Genomic DNA, 16,908 nt, shown 5'->3' on the forward strand with positions numbered 1-16,908 from the left:
GAACTGAACGGGGAACGGGGGGTTTCTCGCGTGATCATCCATGACCTGCCCTGGGCACTCCTTGCCGCGGCCCGTGCGTAGCACACGATACCGTCAAAACACCCGTCCGCCCAGAGGAACTTCGCGTTCCGGCGCAAGAAGGACGACGTTTCCCGATGAATCGGGGAGCCCCAGCACCAGGACCTGCGACTCGAACCCCGCGATTCGCCGTACACCCAGGTTGACTGCCGCCACAACCTGTTTTCCCACAAGTGTTTGCGGCGAATACAGGGCTGTCAACTGGGCGCTGGACTGTCGCACTCCCAGCCCCGAAGGCGGGTCGCCGAAGTCGATCCACATCTTGTACGAGGGCTTGCGGGCCTGTTCATTGGGCTCCACACGCACCACGCGCCCGACGCGCAGATCGAGCAGTCCGAAGGCGTCCAGCGGGGTAAGTCCTGCACGCGCGTGAGGCGTCTCTGGCGATGGCTGATCGGGCGTCGTCGGCATGCAAGGATGCTACGTCGCCTGCGAGCGGGTATTCTCTGAACACCGCCACGTCGATCGTGGCCTGACAGACCGCACCTTCCCTGACACTGGAACTCGTCCATGACGCATCGCTTGTCCAACACGCCTTCCGGGCCGTCCGACAACATCAACCGCCGCGCCTTCGTGAAGGCCTCGGCCGCCGCGACCATTGCGTCGCTGGCCAGTTCGCCCCTGTGGGCGCGCTCCGGCGTCCATGCGGGGGTGCGCGATTCGGTGCGGGTCGGCGTGATCGGCTGCGGTGGACGCGGAACCGGGGCCGCGGCGGACGCGCTCGCCGCCGGCGAGAACGTGCAGGTTCACGCGCTCGCCGATGTCTTCGAGCATCGACTGCGCGGCTGCCGGGGTGAACTGGAGAAGCGGGGCACGCGAGGCATGGTGCGCGACGACATGTGCTTCACGGGCTTCGACGCCTACAAGCAGCTTCTCCAGACCGACGTGGACATGGTGATCCTGGCCACTCCCCCGCACTTCCGTCCCATGCATTTCGAGGCGGCGGTGAACGCGGGCAAGCACGTGTTCATGGAGAAGCCCTGCGCCGTGGATGGGCCGGGCGTCCGCCGCGTGCTGGCGTCCGCCGCGGTCGTCGATGAGAAGGGGCTTTCCGTCGTCGCCGGCACCCAGCGGCGGCACGAGGCGTCGTACCTGGCGCTCATCGAGCAGATCCGAAGCGGCGTGATCGGAGAGGTGGTCTCCGCCCGCTGCTGGTGGAATCAGGGCGGGCTGTGGGTGGTCGAGAAGACGCCGCAGATGTCCGGCATGGAGTGGCAGGTCCGCAACTGGCTCTACTTCACCTGGCTCTCTGGCGATCACATCGTGGAGCAGCACGTCCACAACCTGGACGTGTGCAACTGGGTGATCGGGGATCATCCCGTCAAGTGCATGGGCATGGGCGGGCGTCAGGTGCGCACGGAGGCGAAGTACGGCAACATCTTCGACCACTTCGCGGTGGAGTACGAGTACCCGAGCGGCGTGGTGGTTGCCAGCCAGTGCCGCCAGATCGACGGTTGCGCGGGCCGTGTGGCCGAGGCGTTTCACGGCACGAAGGGGCGCACCTTGTCCAGCCCCGGCCAGGCGCAGGTGCATGGCGCCACATCGTGGCGGTTCCCGGGTCGTCAGCGCAGTCCCTACGAGCAGGAGCACGTCGACCTGGTCGCCAGCATCACCGGCCAGTCCGCGCGGCTCAACGAGGCCCGCAACGTGGCGCACTCCACCCTGACGGCGATCATGGGACGCATGAGCGCCTACACCGGCAAGGAGGTGACGTGGGAGCAGGCCCTCGATTCGCAGGAGGATCTGTCGCCGCCGTCGTATGAGTGGATGGACATCCCGGTCCCGCCGGTGGCGGTGCCGGGACAGACACCGCTTCGGTAGTTTCCGGTATCAACACACCGTGTCGCGAGAGCCGACCCGGAATGGAGCAGATCCGTGCCGCCCGGCGGGTGTGCCGTGCAGTGGGCTGAATCGTGCGCACCGAGAGACCGCTCCCTGACGGTCGCGGCTCACTTCCCGGTTCGTGAATCTGTTGTTGATTCGCCGTGTCAACCGCGGATGACGCCGTGCTTCGAGAGCAGGTCGAGCAGCACCTGCACGCTCTCCGCCACGGAATACCGGTGCGTGGGCAGGTCGAGTTCGGGCTTGAGCGGCGCCTCGAAGGGGTCATCGATACCCGTGAAGCCCTTGATCTGCCCGGCCCGGGCCTTCTTGTAGAGCCCCTTGGGGTCGCGCTTCTCGGCTTCCTCGATGGGGCAGGAGACGTGAATCTCGAAGAAGGGAATCTTCGCCTCCTCGTGCAGCTTGCGCACGAGGTCGCGATCGGCCCGGTAGGGACTGATGAACGAGGTGATGGTGATGATGCCGGCGTCGGCGAACAACTTGGCGACCTCGCCGATGCGGCGGATGTTCTCCGCCCGGTCCTCCGCGGAGAAGCCCAGGTTCTTGTTCAGCCCCATGCGGATATTGTCGCCGTCGAGGCGGTAGGCGTGGTGGCCGCGCTGCATGAGCACCTGCTCCAGCGCCACCGCCACGGTGCTCTTGCCGCTGCCGGACAGCCCCGTCATCCAGAGGGTGCAGCCCTTCTGGCCCATGTTCTTCTCCCGCTCCTCGCGGGTGACGTTGCCCTCGTGCCAGGTGATGTTCGTTGCGACCTGCTTGGCCATATTGCGTTGACCTCGGTTGGTTCTTCAACACGAGAGGGACATGAGAGAGCCACAGAGGGAGGACATGACGGATCGCCATGAACTGATCTGTGTGGGTTCTCTGTGTTCCTCTGTGTTCCTCTGTGTTTCTCTTGTGTTGAAACGACTTCGACTGGTGAACAGCCGCTCACGCCGGCTGGAGCTGCGCCTGGGCCCACTTGATGAGGATGTCGGCCACCTCCGGGCGGCTGAACTCGGCGGGCGGACGCTGTCCCGCGTTGAGCAGTTCGCGCACCTTGGTGCCCGCCAGGAAGACGCGGTCCTCCGGCTTGCTGTTGGTGGTCTTGTCGCTGGCCATGCCCTGCGTCTTCTTGCAGTAGAAGGTGTTCTCGAATCGCAGGATGGTCAGCCCGATCTCCTCCGGCTTGAACTGGTCAAAGATCTGCTGAGCGTCATACGTGCCGTAGTAGTTGCCCACGCCGGCGTGGTCGCGGCCCACGATGAAGTGCGAGATGCCGTAGTTCTTGCGGACCAGAGCGTGCAGGATCGCCTCGCGCGGACCCGCGTAGCGCATGGCCGCGGGCATCACCGTCAGCATGGTGCGATTCTTGTTGTAGTACCCCTCGATCAGAACCTTGTAGCACTCCATGCGCACGTCGGCCGGGATGTCGCCGGGCTTGGTTTCGCCCACCAGCGGGTGGATGAGCAGGCCATCCGTCATCTCCAGGGCGCACTTGGTGAGGTACTCGTGGGCGCGGTGGATGGGGTTGCGGGTCTGGAACGCGGCGATGGTCTTCCAGCCGCGCTGGATGAACGCCTCGCGCACCTTCGCGGGCGGCAGGCGATACTCGGTGAACTGCTCGCCCTTGTCGCGCTCGGGCGTGACCGTGATCACGTGAATCGGCCCGCCCACCAGCCAGTCGCCCTCCTCAAGCACCGCCTTGACGCCCGGGTGAGCGGGGTCTTCGGTGCGGAAGACGTTGGGAATCTCCAGTTTCTTGTCGTGCGGGTAGATCTCCTGCACGTCCATGACCGCCATCAGCGTGCCGTCGGCGTGATACAGCGCGGCCTGTCCCCCCACCTTCAGCGCCGCCTTGGTCTTCTCATCCACCGCGAGGGTGATCGGGATCGACCACACCAGGCCGTTGGCGAGCCGCGTGTTGCGGCAGACTGACTCAAAGTCCTTCTGTCCCACGAAGCCCGTCAGCGGGCTGAACGCCCCGATGGCGATCATTTCCAGGTCGCAGGCCTGCTTGGCGCTGAGCGTCACCTTCGGCAGTGACCCGGCCTTGGCCTTCAGTTGTGAAGCGGCGGCGGAATCAACCAGTCGGTTGACGAGCGTGCCGCCGTGCGGGGCGACCAGTGACGCGGTGGACATTCGAATCTCTCCTCATGACTGGGGCGGAACGAGCGGCTGCCGCGAGGCGGCAACCCATGGCCGGATCTCTCAGATCGCGGGGAATCAGCATCATCGGCGAACGGTCACGCTGGAAACAGCCCGATCCGCCGTTTCGCCGAGCGATGCGTCAAGGCGTGAGGCCGATCGTATTCCCGCCGGTTTTCGATGGCAATGCGCCGAGTGTCGCACCGTCGCAACGCAACAGGACCCGACTTCAGATCTCGTAACTGCCCGGCGGCGTTTCCGGATTGTTGCGCGTTCGGATATCGGACTTCGGCGCCCCCACCACGGTCCCCGGCGGAACGGACTGCGTCAGGAACACCCCGCCGCTCACGATCGACCCCGCCCCCACCACCGTGTCCCCGCCCAGGATCGTCGCCCCCGCGTACACCGTCACGTGGTCTTCCAGCGTCGGGTGCCGCTTGACACCCTTTACGGCTCGGCCGCGGGCGTCCTTGGGGAACGACTTGGCCCCGAGCGTCACGCCCTGGTACAGACGGCAGTGCCGCCCGATCACCGCCGTCTCGCCGATCACCACGCCCGTGCCGTGGTCGATGAAGCACGATTCGCCGAGGCGCGCGCCGGGATGAATGTCGATTCCCGTTTCCGAGTGAGCGTGCTCCGCCATGATGCGTGGAATGAGCGGCACGTCCAGGCGGTGCAGTTCGTGGGCCAGACGATGGATGGTCAGCGCCCGGATGCCGGGATAACTGAAGATGACCTCATCGGTGTGCCTTGCTGCGGGGTCGGCGTCGAAGGCCGCCTGCACGTCGAGAGAAAGCAGCCGACGCACCTCCGGCAGGCGGTCGAGGAAGCGCCCCACCACCGCCGCCGCCTTGTCGTCGCACCTGGCGCTGCGTTCGGCGAAGTTCCGTCCACCCTGCTCCACACCCTCGGCATAGCGCAGCGAGGCGGAAACCTGTCGGACGAGACCTTCGGCGATCTCACCCGTGACTCGTGCGACGTGGTCGCGGATCGTGTCAACCGACAACTCCCGGGGCCCGACGAACCCGGGGAACATGAGCCACACCAGGCGCTCCAGCACCGCCAGCACTTCGTGACGATGGGGCAGATAGGCCGTCGAGAGGTGTCGCGTCCGCGGATCGTGGAGAATCGACGCCGCGAGACGCTCCACGGCCATGTCAAGCCCCTCCACCGGCGGCGTCGGGCTGGTTGTGGTGGGCGTCGGCGTCGCTCGCATCGCCGCTATGGTATTCTCCGGGTTCTCCAGGAGGCCCTTCATGCGGCACGGCTGCGTCTACGACTCCATCATCCGCACCGTCTTCAACACGCCGCTCGTCCAGTTGAGGCGGCTGGTTCCGCCCGACCATGCCCGCGTGCTCGTCAAGTGCGAGTTCTTCAACCCCATGGCCAGCGTGAAGGACCGCATCGCGGAGGCCATGATCTCGCGCGCCGAACACGACGGGATTCTTCATCCCCACACGCACATCATCGAACCCACGTCCGGCAACACCGGCATCGCCCTGGCCTTCGTGTGCGCCAGCCGCGGCTACCGGCTGACGCTCACCATGCCCGAGTCGATGAGCATCGAGCGCCGCGTCCTCCTGCGCTCGCTCGGCGCCAACCTGGTGCTGACGCCCGCCGTCGAGGGCATGCCCGGCGCCGTCGAGCGGGCGCGCCAGCTGGTCGAAACCGAAACCGACGCCTGGATGCCCCAGCAGTTCGACAATCCCGCCAATCCCGCCATTCATGAGTCCACCACCGGACCGGAGATCTGGGCCGATACCGCGGGACAGGTGGACATGCTCGTCACCGGCGTGGGCACCGGAGGCACCATCACCGGCGTCACCCGGTTCATCCGGCGTCACAAGCCCGGCTTCCAGGCCATCGCCGTGGAGCCCGCCGCCTCGCCGGTCATCTCAGGCGGCCGGCCCGCTCCCCACCGCATCCAGGGCATCGGCGCGGGCTTCATTCCGACGAATCTTGACACCACACTGCTCAACGGCGTCGAGACCGTCAGCAACGACGACGCCTATCTGTGGGCGCGTCGGCTGGCGAAGGAGGAAGGCATCTTCGCCGGCATCAGTTCGGGGGCGCACGTCTGCGCCGCCGCCCGCGTGGCGGCCAGACCGGAGAACAAGGGCAAAACCATCGTCACCATCATCGCCAGTTTCGGCGAGCGGTATCTGTCAACCCCCCTCTTTGAGGGACTTGCCGGGTGAAGCGCCGGATGTTCCTATCATGGCCGCACGCCTTCGCTCCGATGGGTGAAACCGAGATGATCGACCATCGCGCCATCGTTCGACCGTTGAAATCTTCGACGCTCGTCCTGCTTGTGATGATGATGATCGCCAGCGGCTGCGCCAGCGGCTCACGCCCAGGCGCCTCCAGCGGCGTCGTCGGCCCCGCGCCGCTCCCCGCACGCATCAGCCACGTCGTTTTCATCACCCTGCACGATCCGGCCAGAACGGAACAGTTGATCGCCGACTGCGATCGCCTGCTGCCGACCATCCCAGGTGTGACGTCCTACGCCTGCGGACGACACATCGACACGGGTCGGGCCAGCGTGGATGCGTCGTACCACGTGGGACTGTACATTGGCTTCGACTCAACCGAGGGGTACGCGGTCTACGTCGATCACCCCCAGCATGTCGAACTGGTGACGAAGTGGCGGCCCGAGATCGCCTCGATGCTGGTGCGCGACTGGTGGGATGACGGCCAAAGGCCTCGGAACTGACACCGGGAGCCCTTGCACGCTCGTCGATCAACCACCGTCATCCGGCCCCCGTGCGAGCCCTCGAAGGGGCCGATTCATGCCGCCGGTGTATGATCGGCCATGCCCCGTCCGCGACGCAAAGCGCCACCTTCTCATCCATTCACCGATGCATCGCGGGGCGAGCGACTGCACAAGGTGCTGGCCGAGGCGGGCGTCGGTTCGCGCCGGGCCTGCGAGCAGCTGATCCACGCGGGAGAAGTGACGGTGAACAGGATTCCCGTCACCGAGCTTCCCGCGTGGGTGGATCCCGAAAAGGACCGCATCGTCGTTTCGGGCCGACCCATCCGGGCCCGCCGATCCGGTGAGCGGCTCGTCTACATCATGCTCTTCAAGCCCAAGGGCGTGATCTGCAGCAACTCCGCCATCGAGGGCAAGGTTCGCGCCATCGATCTGGTCAATCATCCTTCCCGCGCCCGGCTCTATCCCGTGGGGCGGCTGGACGTCGACTCCTCCGGGCTGCTTCTGCTCACCAATGACGGCGATCTGGCCAACCGGCTCACTCACCCCCGCTACGGCGTCCACAAGACCTACGAGGTGACGGTGAAGGGGTCGCTCGACGCGGCGGACGTGCAGCGGCTGCAGGAAGGGCTGGTGCTGTACGACCGGCGCGTCAAGGCCGCCACGCGCACCCAGGGCGTGGGACTGAAACTGCTCAAGCGCGACCGCGAACGAACCATGCTGCTGATGGAGCTGCGCGAGGGTCGAAACCGCCAGATTCGACGCATGATGCTGGAACTGGGCCACCCAGTGAAAAAACTGCGCCGGATCTCGATGGGACCGCTCAAACTGCGCGGCGTGTCGATGGGCCAGTGGCGAGAGTTGACCGCTCAGGAAGTGGCCATGCTGCGCACCGCGGCGGAGCGCGGTGAGCGTGAGGCGGCGAAGTCGGGCGTCAAGGCATCCTGACCCGACGCCATCATGGGTGGAGCAGGCGTCCATGCCTGCCGGTACACTCCCCTCATGCCTCTCTTCCTCGGCCTGGACATCGGGACTTCCGCCACGAAGGCGATACTCATTGATGAAGTCGGCGCCGTACGATCCGTGGCCGACTCCCCTCACGAAGTGGCCATGCCCCGGCCCGGCTGGTCCGAGCAGCACCCCGACTGGTGGTGGAACGCCGCCTGCCGGGCGACACGCATGGCGCTTGCGGCTTCTGGTGTGCGCGCGGCTGACGTGATGGCGGTGGGCTTCTCGGGCCAGATGCACGGCTCCGTGTTTCTGCCCTCTCATCCCGATCCCGCCGAACCCCGGCCCATTCGCAACGCACTGCTCTGGAACGATCAGCGCACGGGCGCCGAGTGCGAACAGATCGAGCAGGCCGCGGGTGGCCGCGAGCAACTCATTGCAATGGTCGGCAACCCCGCCCTGACCGGATTCACCGCGCCCAAGATTCTCTGGCTGCGCGCCCACGAACCCGACCACTTCCAGCGCACGCACCATGTTCTGCTGCCCAAGGACTACGTGCGATTCCGACTCACCGGCGAACTGGCCATCGACGCGGGTGACGCTTCCGGCACCCTCCTGCTCGACCCGCGCACGCGCGACTGGCACACGGGGCTTCTCGCCGCGCTCGGACTGGATCGGTCACTCTTTCCCCAAGTCATCGAGGCGCCCGACGTGGCTGGCACGGTGACGCGACAGGCGTCGGAAGCAACAGGGCTGATCGCAGGCACGCCCGTGGTTGCTGGTTCAGGCGACCAGATGACTGGCGCGGTCGGCATGGGCATCGTCCGCGCCGGACTGGTGAGCGCGACGCTCGGCACCTCCGGCGTCATCTTCGCCCACGCGGGCCGATCTCTGCCAACGGATCGCTCCGGCCGCCTCCAGACCATGTGTTCCGCTGTGCCGGGCGAGTGGTGCGTGTACGGGTGTATGCTCTCCGCGGCGGGTGCGCTGCGGTGGTTCCGCGACACCTGCGCCGCGGGCGCGTCCTACGCCGCGCTGGATGAAGAGGCGGAGCAGATCGGCCCCGGCGCGGGTGGGCTGATCTTCCTGCCCTACCTGACGGGCGAACGCTGCCCCCACCCGGATCCGCAGGCGCGAGGGGCGTTCATCGGGCTGACGGCGAGGCATACGCGCGGGCATCTGGCGCGGGCCGTGCTCGAGGGCGTCGCGTTCGGCATGGCGGCGATGCTCGACATGGTGCGGGGCGCGGGCATTGCCGCGCGGGAAGTGCGCATGGGCGGCGGCGGGGCGAAGTCGCGGCTGTGGCGGACCATCCACGCCAACGCCTTCGGCTGCCCCGTCACGATGCTCAACACCGCGGAAGGGTCGGCGTACGGGGCGGCGATCCTCGCGGGCGTCGGCGCAGGCGCGTGGTCGAGCGTGTCCGAGGCGTGCGATTGCTGCCTGCGGGAGACGGATCGGGTCGAGCCGGACGCGGCGGCTGTCACGGTCGGGGCGAGGGTGCGCGCGGTGTATGACTCGCTGTATCCAGGATTGCGTGAAGCCATGCATACGCTGGGCAGGTCGGAGTGAATCGATTACGGGCGGAACGCCCGTGCCACCGGTTCAGCGGGGACGTCTGCGCCACCAGACATCGCAGTTGACCTGCCGCCCCATACGCCAACAATCCGCGCGTCATGCCCACGCTGGTGCAGAAGTTCGGCGGTTCATCCGTGGCTACGCCCGAGAAGATCAGGCACTGCGCCTCTCGCGCCGCCGCGGCGCGACGCGACGGCAGCGACGTGATCGTCGTCGTCAGCGCCATGGGCGACACCACGGATGACCTGCTGGCGCTGGCCGCCGCCATCACCGACTGTCCGCACAAGCGCGAACTGGACATGCTGCTGGCCACGGGCGAGCAGGTGTCGATCGCGCTGATGACGATGGCCCTGCACGCGCTGGGGATGGACGCCATCAGCATGACCGGCGCCCAGATGGGCATCGTCACGGATGAGGTCCACACCAAGGCCCGCATCCGCGCCATCAACGTCGATCGCATCCGCGCCGAGCTGTCGCGCGGGCGCATCATCGTCGCCGCGGGCTTCCAGGGCGCCACCGGTTCGGGCGACATCACCACGCTGGGTCGGGGTGGCTCGGACACCACCGCCGTAGCGCTGGCCGCCGCCTTGGACATCGAAACCCAAGGCGGCGTGTGTGAGATCTACACCGACGTGGATGGCGTCTACACCGCCGACCCCCGGAAAGTCCCGGGCGCGCGCAAGATCACCCGCATCAGTTACGAGGAAATGCTCGAACTGGCCTCGCTCGGTGCGGGCGTGATGCACAACCGGGCCGTGATGTTCGGGCAGAAGTATGGCGTGCCCATCCACGTCCGCCACAGCATGAAGCCCGACGAGGGCACAATGATCATTCGGGAGACGCCTGACATGGAAGACATCGCCGTCGTGGGCTGCGCGCTCAAGCAGGACCTGGGCCGCATCTCGCTCCGCCGCGTGCCCAACCGCCCCGGCACGCAGGCGGCCATCTTCCGACATATCGCCGACGCCAGCGTGGTCGTCGATGACATCATGCAGACCGAGTACGGCGACACGGCCAACATCTCCTTCACCGTCGATCACGCCGACCTGGCGGATGTAAAACTCGCCGCCGGCAAGGCGCTGGAAGAGATCGGCACCGGCGAACTGGCCATCGAGATCGGGCTGGCCAAGGTGTCGGCGGTTGGTGCGGGCATGCGCACCCACACGGGCGTGGCCTCCACCATGTTCGACGCACTGGGCCGGGCGGGCATCCCCATCAACAACATCACCACGTCGGAGATCAAGATCTCCTGCATCCTGCCCATGCAGCACGGCGAGCGGGCGCTGCAGGTGGTGCATGACGCGTTCGGGCTGGGCGAGCGTGGGTGACCTGAGAGGGTGCATGAGAAGGCGCACCGGATTCGTCCGCGGCGTCCACACTTGCCCGCCACCCGACCCCGCCTATCATGGCGCGTTCATCATCGCTTTCAGACGACCTGTTCAACGTCGTGAGGCATGATTCAACGCCACGACGCGCGTCGCCCCCGAGGACCACGTCTGGCTCAGGTTTCTCGGGTTCAGGATCGTCTGTCGTGATCAACATCTACGTCGGCAACCTTTCGTTCAAGACCACCGAGGATGAGGTTCGCGATCTCTTCGCCCAGCACGGCGATGTGGACCGCGTGTCGCTCGTCACCGACCGCGAGACAGGTCGTCCCCGCGGCTTCGGCTTCGTCGAAATGCGCGACGCCGGCCAGGGCCGCGCCGCCATCGAGGCCCTCAACGGCATCGAGCTCGGCGGACGCACTCTCACCATCAACGAGGCCAAGCCCCGTGCGGAGCGTCCCGCTGGCGGCGGCGGACGCGGCGGCTACGGTGGTGGCGGCGGCGGCGGACGCGGCGGCGACCGCGGCGAGCGCCGGCCCCGCTGGTGAACTCGATCATCACTGATCGCCGGAAACGCCGGACCCCTCTGGTCCGGCGTTTCTCTTTTTGCCCGGCAAGCTCAAACGCCCCCTGGCGACCGGACGGTTGAGACACGCGCCATCGGCGCAGGCCGCACATTGGGAACGCCTTGCCGCGCCTGCGCCGCCAGCGCCATCGGGCGAGGATCAGCCGACCAACGGCTTGACATTTCGTTTTCAATGGCGGGTTTGGTACTGATTGAAATGCGGAGCAAGGGCTCTACGGAGGCCATGATGCGACACATGTCACGCACACTGCTGATGGTCGCCGGCATCCTGATCGCGATGCTCGCCGCCATGCCGGCTGTCGCCCAGGGCAACAGGCCGCCGCGCGCGTTCACCTCCTCGTGGTACACCACGCGGGCCGACCTGTTCTTCGCCAACGCCAACCGCACCATCACCGGGCAGGCGACCTACCGGCAGCGGCTTCACCAGGGTCAGCGCGAGCAGCGATTGCAGGTTCACGTGCAGAACGCCGCCCCGCTGCGGATGATCCGGGTGCATCTCAACGGGGTCGAGATCGGCGTCATCCCGACCGATCTGTTCGGCAACGGGCTGCTGTTCATGCGGACCAACTTTGACGGCGGCGTCTGGCAGCCCATGCCCGACGGCTTCCCGACGGTGCTGGCAGGCGACGTGATGACAGTCGGGCGCGCGGTCGGCACATTTGGAGCCCCTGCGTTGGAGGACGAGTGATCGTCCGGCTTGATCGGAGCGAGGTGTGACCAAGCGTCCATCTCGCCTGACACCCGCTTCCCGCATGTCCCGGTCATGGCCATCATCCGCAAGTCATTGCACTGGCGTGACATGCGGCGGAAAAATCCGGTTGGGCGCTCGACACCCCGCCGATCGGTGGTATACTGGAGCATCTGGAATGAGCGTGACGGGTCCGGCCCGGTCCGCCCGTGGTGGTTCGCCATGGGATGGATCGGCGGCTTGTCGGATCGTTTCCCGGCTCTCTGGGCCGGCGTTTGAAGAGGACACGCTCATGATGCTGCAATCCCATCGTCCCGCTCGCTCGACACCCGCCCGCCGCGCGTTCACGCTGGTGGAACTGCTGGTGGTGATCGGCATCATCGCCCTGCTGGTGGGCATCCTGCTGCCGGCGCTGGCCGCGGTCAACACCGCCGCCAAGAAGACGCGCACCGAGGCCACGATGAACGAGTTCGCCAAGGCATGCGACCTGTTCCACCAGGAGCACGGCTTCTACCCGGGCGTGATCTCCGAGGACGACTTGATCGCCGACGCGGGCGGCATCAACGGCACGCCCCGGTTGAGCGGCACGGAGAACGCCCTGCTCCACCTGATGGGCGGGTACATTGATTCAACCGATCCGAACTACACCGCCTCCGGCGGCTACGAGATGGTCTTCAACACAAAGTCCATCAAGATCTTCTTCGACGGCGCGCTGCCCGATCGCCCTTCGCAGATGGGCAACGGACCGACGATCAACGGAAGGAAGTACGCCGCCTACTACACGCCGGGCACCGATGACCTTGGCGTGGCGCGGGGTCAGGTTGGTGAGCCGGGCAACTTCAAACTGCCGGACCTGCTGGATGCCTGGGGGAATCCGATCGTGTACGTCCGCCGGGCTCGCTCGGTCGGCCCGATCGTTCCCCGTTCCGGTGGATCGGCGCCGCAGTTCACCATGACCTCGGCCAACCCGTACCTGCAATCCACCGCCCTGGGCCGGTCGGCCAACGATCAGACCAACAGCGGAGGCGGCTACCAGGCCTACAGCGTGTTCAACGTCAGCGGAAGCGCGCCGGGCAACAGCAACTACAGTCAGGCCAACTGGAACTTCATGCAGTTGGTCGGGCATCAGGCCTTCACTCGCGGCAACTACGGGACCGACCTCGAGTTCAACGCCACGCGCGGGTCGTACGTCCTGATGTCCGCCGGGGCCGACGGCGTGTTCTTCTCACGCACCAACGGGCCAGGATCGGCAACGAATCCAGTGAATGAAATCACCGCGCCGGTCGTCGTGAAGGAGTATGACGACATCGTCGTCACGGGCGGCGGGGAGTGACCCGGTTCGCAACCCGACCCGGACCACGCGCCTGACCGATCGGCGCGACATGACTGCCGATTCCCGGATGGCGTGGGGCGTCGCGCCCTTTCCCACCCAGCCGCGCGGAATCACGACGGTTGCGAAGAACTCATGGGCCGCGTCCTTCGAGCCATCACAGTGCGGCCAGGCGTTCGGCCGTATCCTGCCGAACAAGTGCGTCGATCACCGGCTGAAGTTTGCCGGCCATCACCTCGGTCAGGTTGAACGATCCCTCGGCTGAACCGAGGCGGTGATCCACGACCAGATTTTCCTTGAAGCGGTAGGTTCGGATCTTCTCCGCGCGTCCCCCCGAACCGATCATGGTGCGTCGCTCGGCGGCGCGCTGGGCGTCGCGCTCCGCCTTCTGACGCTCGTACAGACGCGCCCGCAGCAGCGACCAAGCCCGCTCCCGGTTCTGCGCCTGGCTCTTGGTTTCCTGCATGCGCACTTCGATGCCGGTCGGCAGGTGGATCAGGTGGACGGCGGTGGCGACCTTGTTCACGTTCTGCCCGCCGGGGCCCTGGGCCGTGGTCATGATCTCCTTGACCTCGTCGGGGGCGATTCTGACCTCGACCTCCTCCGGTTCGGCCAGCACCGCCACCGTGGCCGTTGACGTGTGGACACGCCCCTGCATCTCGGTAGCGGGGACGCGCTTCACCTGGTGCGTGCCTCCCTCGTAGCCCAGTTCCGACCACACGCCATCGCCCGCGACGCGAACCATGACTGACTTGAACCCGCCATGCTCGCCCGGGCTGGTCTGAAGAACCTCCCACGTCCATCCCTTCGCGGCGGCGAACCGACGGTACATCTCGACCAGGTCGCCCGCGAAAAGCGCCGCTTCATCGCCGCCGACCCCCGCGCGGATTTCGAGGATGACCGCTCCGATAGCGCGGTCGTCCGCGGTGACCAGCCGCCGCACCGCGGCGTCCATGTGCTGAGCGGCGAGGTCTTCGAGTCGGGGCATCTCTTCGCGCGCCAGCGAAGTCAGTTCCGCGTCGGCATTCTCCGCGATCAGGGCCGCCAGCCCCTCGGCTTCGCGGGCCGCCTCGAGCGCCGCGCGATAGTCGATCACCACCGGCTCGATCGCGGATCGCTTGATAGAGAGCGCCCGCACCTGGCGATGGTCAGCCAGCACGTCAGGGTCCAGCAGACGATCACCCAGTTCGACGTACTGACGATCCAGATCGTCCAGACGGCGTTTCAGATTGTCGGGAATGGTGACCATGCGGCGGGCGACGACATCATCGGTTTCGACCCGGCGTCCATGCGGCCGGCCGCACGGGCGTTCGTGCAAACAAACAGCCGTGACCCTGGGGCCACGGCTGGTCAGCGTGCGACGTGCGCGAGCTACTTCTTCTTGGGCTTGAAGTAGTCGCCGGCGAACTTCTTCTGGAACTTCTCGACGCGCCCCGCCGTGTCCACAAAGGTCTTCTGACCGGTGAAGAACGGGTGCGAACCGGACCACACCTCGACGTGCAACTCCGGCACGGTGGCGCCGACCGTCATCACCTGTTCGCCGCGGTAGAACACCTTGGCGTCGGGGTAGTACTTGGGGTGGATGCCGTCCTTCATGGTGCGTCTCACGTCTGTGATGCGGAACCCCGGAAGCCGCTTGACGGCTGGCGGGGAAAGCCCAGGACTTCCGGTGCGGGGCTCGCCTCGAACTCGTCGCCCGAGGAGGCGCCGGAAGGGCGTCATTTCAGGCGCACAAGCGGCTGTCGTCAAGAGGCATGTTTTCGGTCCCCTCCGCAGCGGCTGCTCCGGGCCCGCCATGGCTGGGTACCATCCATCATGTCCGACCATCGCACCTCGATCCTCTTCCTCTGCACCGGCAACAGTGCTCGCAGCATTCTGGCGGAAGCCATCGCCAACGAAATCTACGGGGACGACCTTCAGGCCTTCTCCGCCGGGTCGCAGCCCAAGGGTCAGCCCAATCCGCTGGCGCTGCGGACACTGGAGAGACACGGTCTGCCTACCGTCGGTCTGCGGTCGAAGAGCTGGGACGAGTTCCGCGATCGCTCCTTCGACCTGGTTGTGACCCTGTGCGATTCCGCGGCCAAGGAAAGCTGCCCGGTCTTCCCGGGCGCGCCGGTCCGCTGTCACTGGGGGTTGCCCGATCCACCCTCCGCATCCGACCCGGCGGGCATGTTCGAGCACGTCTTCGAGGGGCTGCTGGACGCCCTGGGCCATTTCACGACGCTGCCCGACTACGACATCCGAGCCAAGGCGGAACTGGTGCGGCAGCGGCTGGCGGCACGATTCCCGGATGCGTGAGACACACCCCGGGTTCGGTTCAGAAGTCCGCGCCCAGACGCCGGGGCCAGTAGTCGTACGGGGCCGGCGCGTTCAGGTCGCCACCCGGGCGGATGTGATCGAGCAGCGTGTCTTTCATCTTGTCATAGGCGACGCGGCCGTTGACGACCGTCCAGCGGATGTGCGTCATGTAGTGGAGCAGGTCGCCGTCGGCGATGGCGAAATCGGCGTCCTTGCCCACTTCGATGGAGCCGACGCGCCGGTCGATGCCGAGGATGCGGGCGGCGTCGAGCGTGATGGCCCTGATGGCGTCCTGGTTGGACAGGCCGCCGCGCACCGCGAAGGCGGCCTCCATGTTCAGGTGCAGCAGGTCGCGCCCGCCCAAGCCGCCGAAACTGATGCCTGTGCCGGGGCCGAACAGCGAGCCGGTGGGCAGAAAGGCCATCGCCACCCCGTGGCGCGCCATGATGGCGGCGTTCTCGATGGATGAGCCGTTGGGACGCATCGAGTCCTCGTTGGGGTCGCTGCGCGTGCGCGGGATGATGATGGCGCTGATCTTGGCGCGTCCCAGGCGGTCGGGCACGGTCCAGCCCTCCACCGCGCCGCGGATGACGAAGCGGATGCCGTAGGTCTCCGCCAGTTCGCAGATCTGAATGAGCTCATGCGTGGTATTGGCGTCCACGACCGCCGTGGCCTCGCCCTTGAGCAGGCGCAGGTACGTGGCGAAGTTCCCCTGAATCCAGCGGTTGTCGGGGGCGACGGCGCTCGGGTTGGTTCGCCTGGCCTCCTCGTATGCCGCCAGATCGCGCAGGTAGGCGCGCACGCGGTTGAGACCGTCTCGCACCTGCTTGCGCCCGCTGGGGTTGCGGGTGGAGTAGTTGAACGACTCGAACACCTGGCGGGTGACGATCATGTCATCGACCGTGCCGAAAGTGAGCTTGGCGGCGGTGTTGCCAGTGACGCCCGTGGTGATGCCCGCCGCCAGCGCAGTGGCGAGGTTGAGCGCGAACACGTCCGTCGAATCCTCGGGCGAGCCGCCGCCCAGCACGTTGGAAGTGCTGACCGCCACGAGACCCGGATACACCTCCATGGTCGAGGCGTCGATGACTTCCGCCTTCTCGGGCACCACGACGCGCGGTCCGATCTCGATGATCTTGCCGTTCTTGCACAGGATGGTCACGTCGTGCAGCACCGGACCTGAGACGGTGTGGACGCGCCCGGCGCGAATGGCAAGGTACTCCTCCTTCTCGGGAATCGGCGCGGGCTTGACCTCGGCTGGCGGCGGAGCCGTCGGCGGCGGGGTGGGTGGGCCGCCGGGGGGACCATCGGGGCGACGACGCTGCCCTTCGGCGGATGGCGCCAGAAGAATCGACGCGGCCACGATGATGGCCAGAGCCAGGGACATCAGGGGCGTCAATC

17 protein-coding genes are annotated in these 16,908 nt (G+C 66.7%); 10 read left to right on the plus strand and 7 right to left on the minus strand.

What is annotated here, in order from left to right:
- Positions 1 to 93: 93 nt before the first annotated feature.
- The gene (locus HRU76_14055; protein QOJ18637.1) at positions 94 to 489 is read right to left on the minus strand and encodes a tRNA-binding protein; all 396 of its coding nucleotides are present in this window, start codon (positions 487 to 489) and stop codon (positions 94 to 96) included.
- Positions 490 to 588: 99 nt separating this feature from the next.
- On the opposite strand from HRU76_14055, the gene HRU76_14060 reads away from it, so the two are divergent.
- Positions 589 to 1,899, plus strand: a complete 1,311-nt coding sequence (locus HRU76_14060; GenBank protein ID QOJ18638.1) for a Gfo/Idh/MocA family oxidoreductase — start codon at positions 589 to 591, stop codon at positions 1,897 to 1,899.
- 167 nt (positions 1,900 to 2,066) lie between these two features.
- On the opposite strand, the gene cysC is transcribed toward HRU76_14060, so the two are convergent.
- The 3 genes from cysC to HRU76_14075 form a co-directional block, all read right to left on the minus strand.
- Positions 2,067 to 2,684: an adenylyl-sulfate kinase gene (gene cysC / locus HRU76_14065; protein QOJ18639.1), complete on the minus strand. Its 618-nt coding sequence runs from the start codon at positions 2,682 to 2,684 to the stop codon at positions 2,067 to 2,069.
- 166 nt (positions 2,685 to 2,850) lie between these two features.
- A complete protein-coding gene (gene sat / locus HRU76_14070; protein ID QOJ18640.1) occupies positions 2,851 to 4,041 on the minus strand; it encodes a sulfate adenylyltransferase in 1,191 nt (396 codons plus the stop codon).
- 235 nt (positions 4,042 to 4,276) lie between these two features.
- Complete coding sequence (locus HRU76_14075; protein ID QOJ19199.1) at positions 4,277 to 5,203, minus strand: serine acetyltransferase; 927 nt, start codon at positions 5,201 to 5,203, stop codon at positions 4,277 to 4,279.
- Positions 5,204 to 5,303: 100 nt separating this feature from the next.
- On the opposite strand from HRU76_14075, the gene cysK reads away from it, so the two are divergent.
- The 8 genes from cysK (at position 5,304) to HRU76_14115 (ending at position 13,215) form a co-directional block, all read left to right on the plus strand.
- On the plus strand, positions 5,304 to 6,245 hold the full coding sequence (gene cysK / locus HRU76_14080; protein ID QOJ18641.1) for a cysteine synthase A: 942 nt from the start codon (positions 5,304 to 5,306) through the stop codon (positions 6,243 to 6,245).
- Positions 6,246 to 6,253: 8 nt separating this feature from the next.
- Positions 6,254 to 6,760 carry a Dabb family protein gene (locus tag HRU76_14085; protein QOJ18642.1) on the plus strand — a complete coding sequence of 169 codons (507 nt, stop codon included), beginning with the start codon at positions 6,254 to 6,256 and terminating at the stop codon, positions 6,758 to 6,760.
- 99 nt (positions 6,761 to 6,859) lie between these two features.
- Positions 6,860 to 7,705, plus strand: coding sequence for an rRNA pseudouridine synthase (locus tag HRU76_14090; GenBank protein QOJ18643.1), 846 nt, complete (start codon positions 6,860 to 6,862; stop codon positions 7,703 to 7,705).
- A gap of 54 nt (positions 7,706 to 7,759) precedes the next feature.
- Positions 7,760 to 9,277: a xylulokinase gene (gene xylB, locus HRU76_14095; GenBank protein QOJ18644.1), complete on the plus strand. Its 1,518-nt coding sequence runs from the start codon at positions 7,760 to 7,762 to the stop codon at positions 9,275 to 9,277.
- 104 nt (positions 9,278 to 9,381) lie between these two features.
- Positions 9,382 to 10,611: an aspartate kinase gene (locus HRU76_14100; GenBank protein QOJ18645.1), complete on the plus strand. Its 1,230-nt coding sequence runs from the start codon at positions 9,382 to 9,384 to the stop codon at positions 10,609 to 10,611.
- Between the two features lie 77 nt (positions 10,612 to 10,688).
- Positions 10,689 to 11,156 (plus strand): RNA-binding protein, encoded by a 468-nt coding sequence (locus HRU76_14105; protein ID QOJ18646.1) that lies wholly within the window; start codon positions 10,689 to 10,691, stop codon positions 11,154 to 11,156.
- 273 nt (positions 11,157 to 11,429) lie between these two features.
- Positions 11,430 to 11,882, plus strand: a complete 453-nt coding sequence (locus HRU76_14110) for a hypothetical protein (protein ID QOJ18647.1) — start codon at positions 11,430 to 11,432, stop codon at positions 11,880 to 11,882.
- A gap of 292 nt (positions 11,883 to 12,174) precedes the next feature.
- Positions 12,175 to 13,215 (plus strand): prepilin-type N-terminal cleavage/methylation domain-containing protein, encoded by a 1,041-nt coding sequence (locus HRU76_14115; protein QOJ18648.1) that lies wholly within the window; start codon positions 12,175 to 12,177, stop codon positions 13,213 to 13,215.
- 154 nt (positions 13,216 to 13,369) lie between these two features.
- On the opposite strand, the gene HRU76_14120 is transcribed toward HRU76_14115, so the two are convergent.
- Both HRU76_14120 and rpmE read right to left on the minus strand, forming a co-directional pair.
- Complete coding sequence (locus tag HRU76_14120) at positions 13,370 to 14,461, minus strand: PCRF domain-containing protein (protein ID QOJ18649.1); 1,092 nt, start codon at positions 14,459 to 14,461, stop codon at positions 13,370 to 13,372.
- A gap of 122 nt (positions 14,462 to 14,583) precedes the next feature.
- Positions 14,584 to 14,808, minus strand: a complete 225-nt coding sequence (gene rpmE / locus HRU76_14125) for a 50S ribosomal protein L31 (GenBank protein QOJ19200.1) — start codon at positions 14,806 to 14,808, stop codon at positions 14,584 to 14,586.
- Between the two features lie 219 nt (positions 14,809 to 15,027).
- Here rpmE and HRU76_14130 point away from each other — a divergent pair, with 219 nt between their 5' ends.
- A complete protein-coding gene (locus tag HRU76_14130; protein ID QOJ18650.1) occupies positions 15,028 to 15,510 on the plus strand; it encodes an arsenate reductase ArsC in 483 nt (160 codons plus the stop codon).
- Between the two features lie 19 nt (positions 15,511 to 15,529).
- On the opposite strand, the gene HRU76_14135 is transcribed toward HRU76_14130, so the two are convergent.
- On the minus strand, positions 15,530 to 16,894 hold the full coding sequence (locus HRU76_14135) for an amidohydrolase family protein (protein ID QOJ18651.1): 1,365 nt from the start codon (positions 16,892 to 16,894) through the stop codon (positions 15,530 to 15,532).
- Positions 16,895 to 16,908 lie beyond the last annotated feature (14 nt).

The organism is Phycisphaeraceae bacterium (genome assembly GCA_015709595.1).
Classification (GTDB): Bacteria; Planctomycetota; Phycisphaerae; order Phycisphaerales; family SM1A02; genus CAADGA01.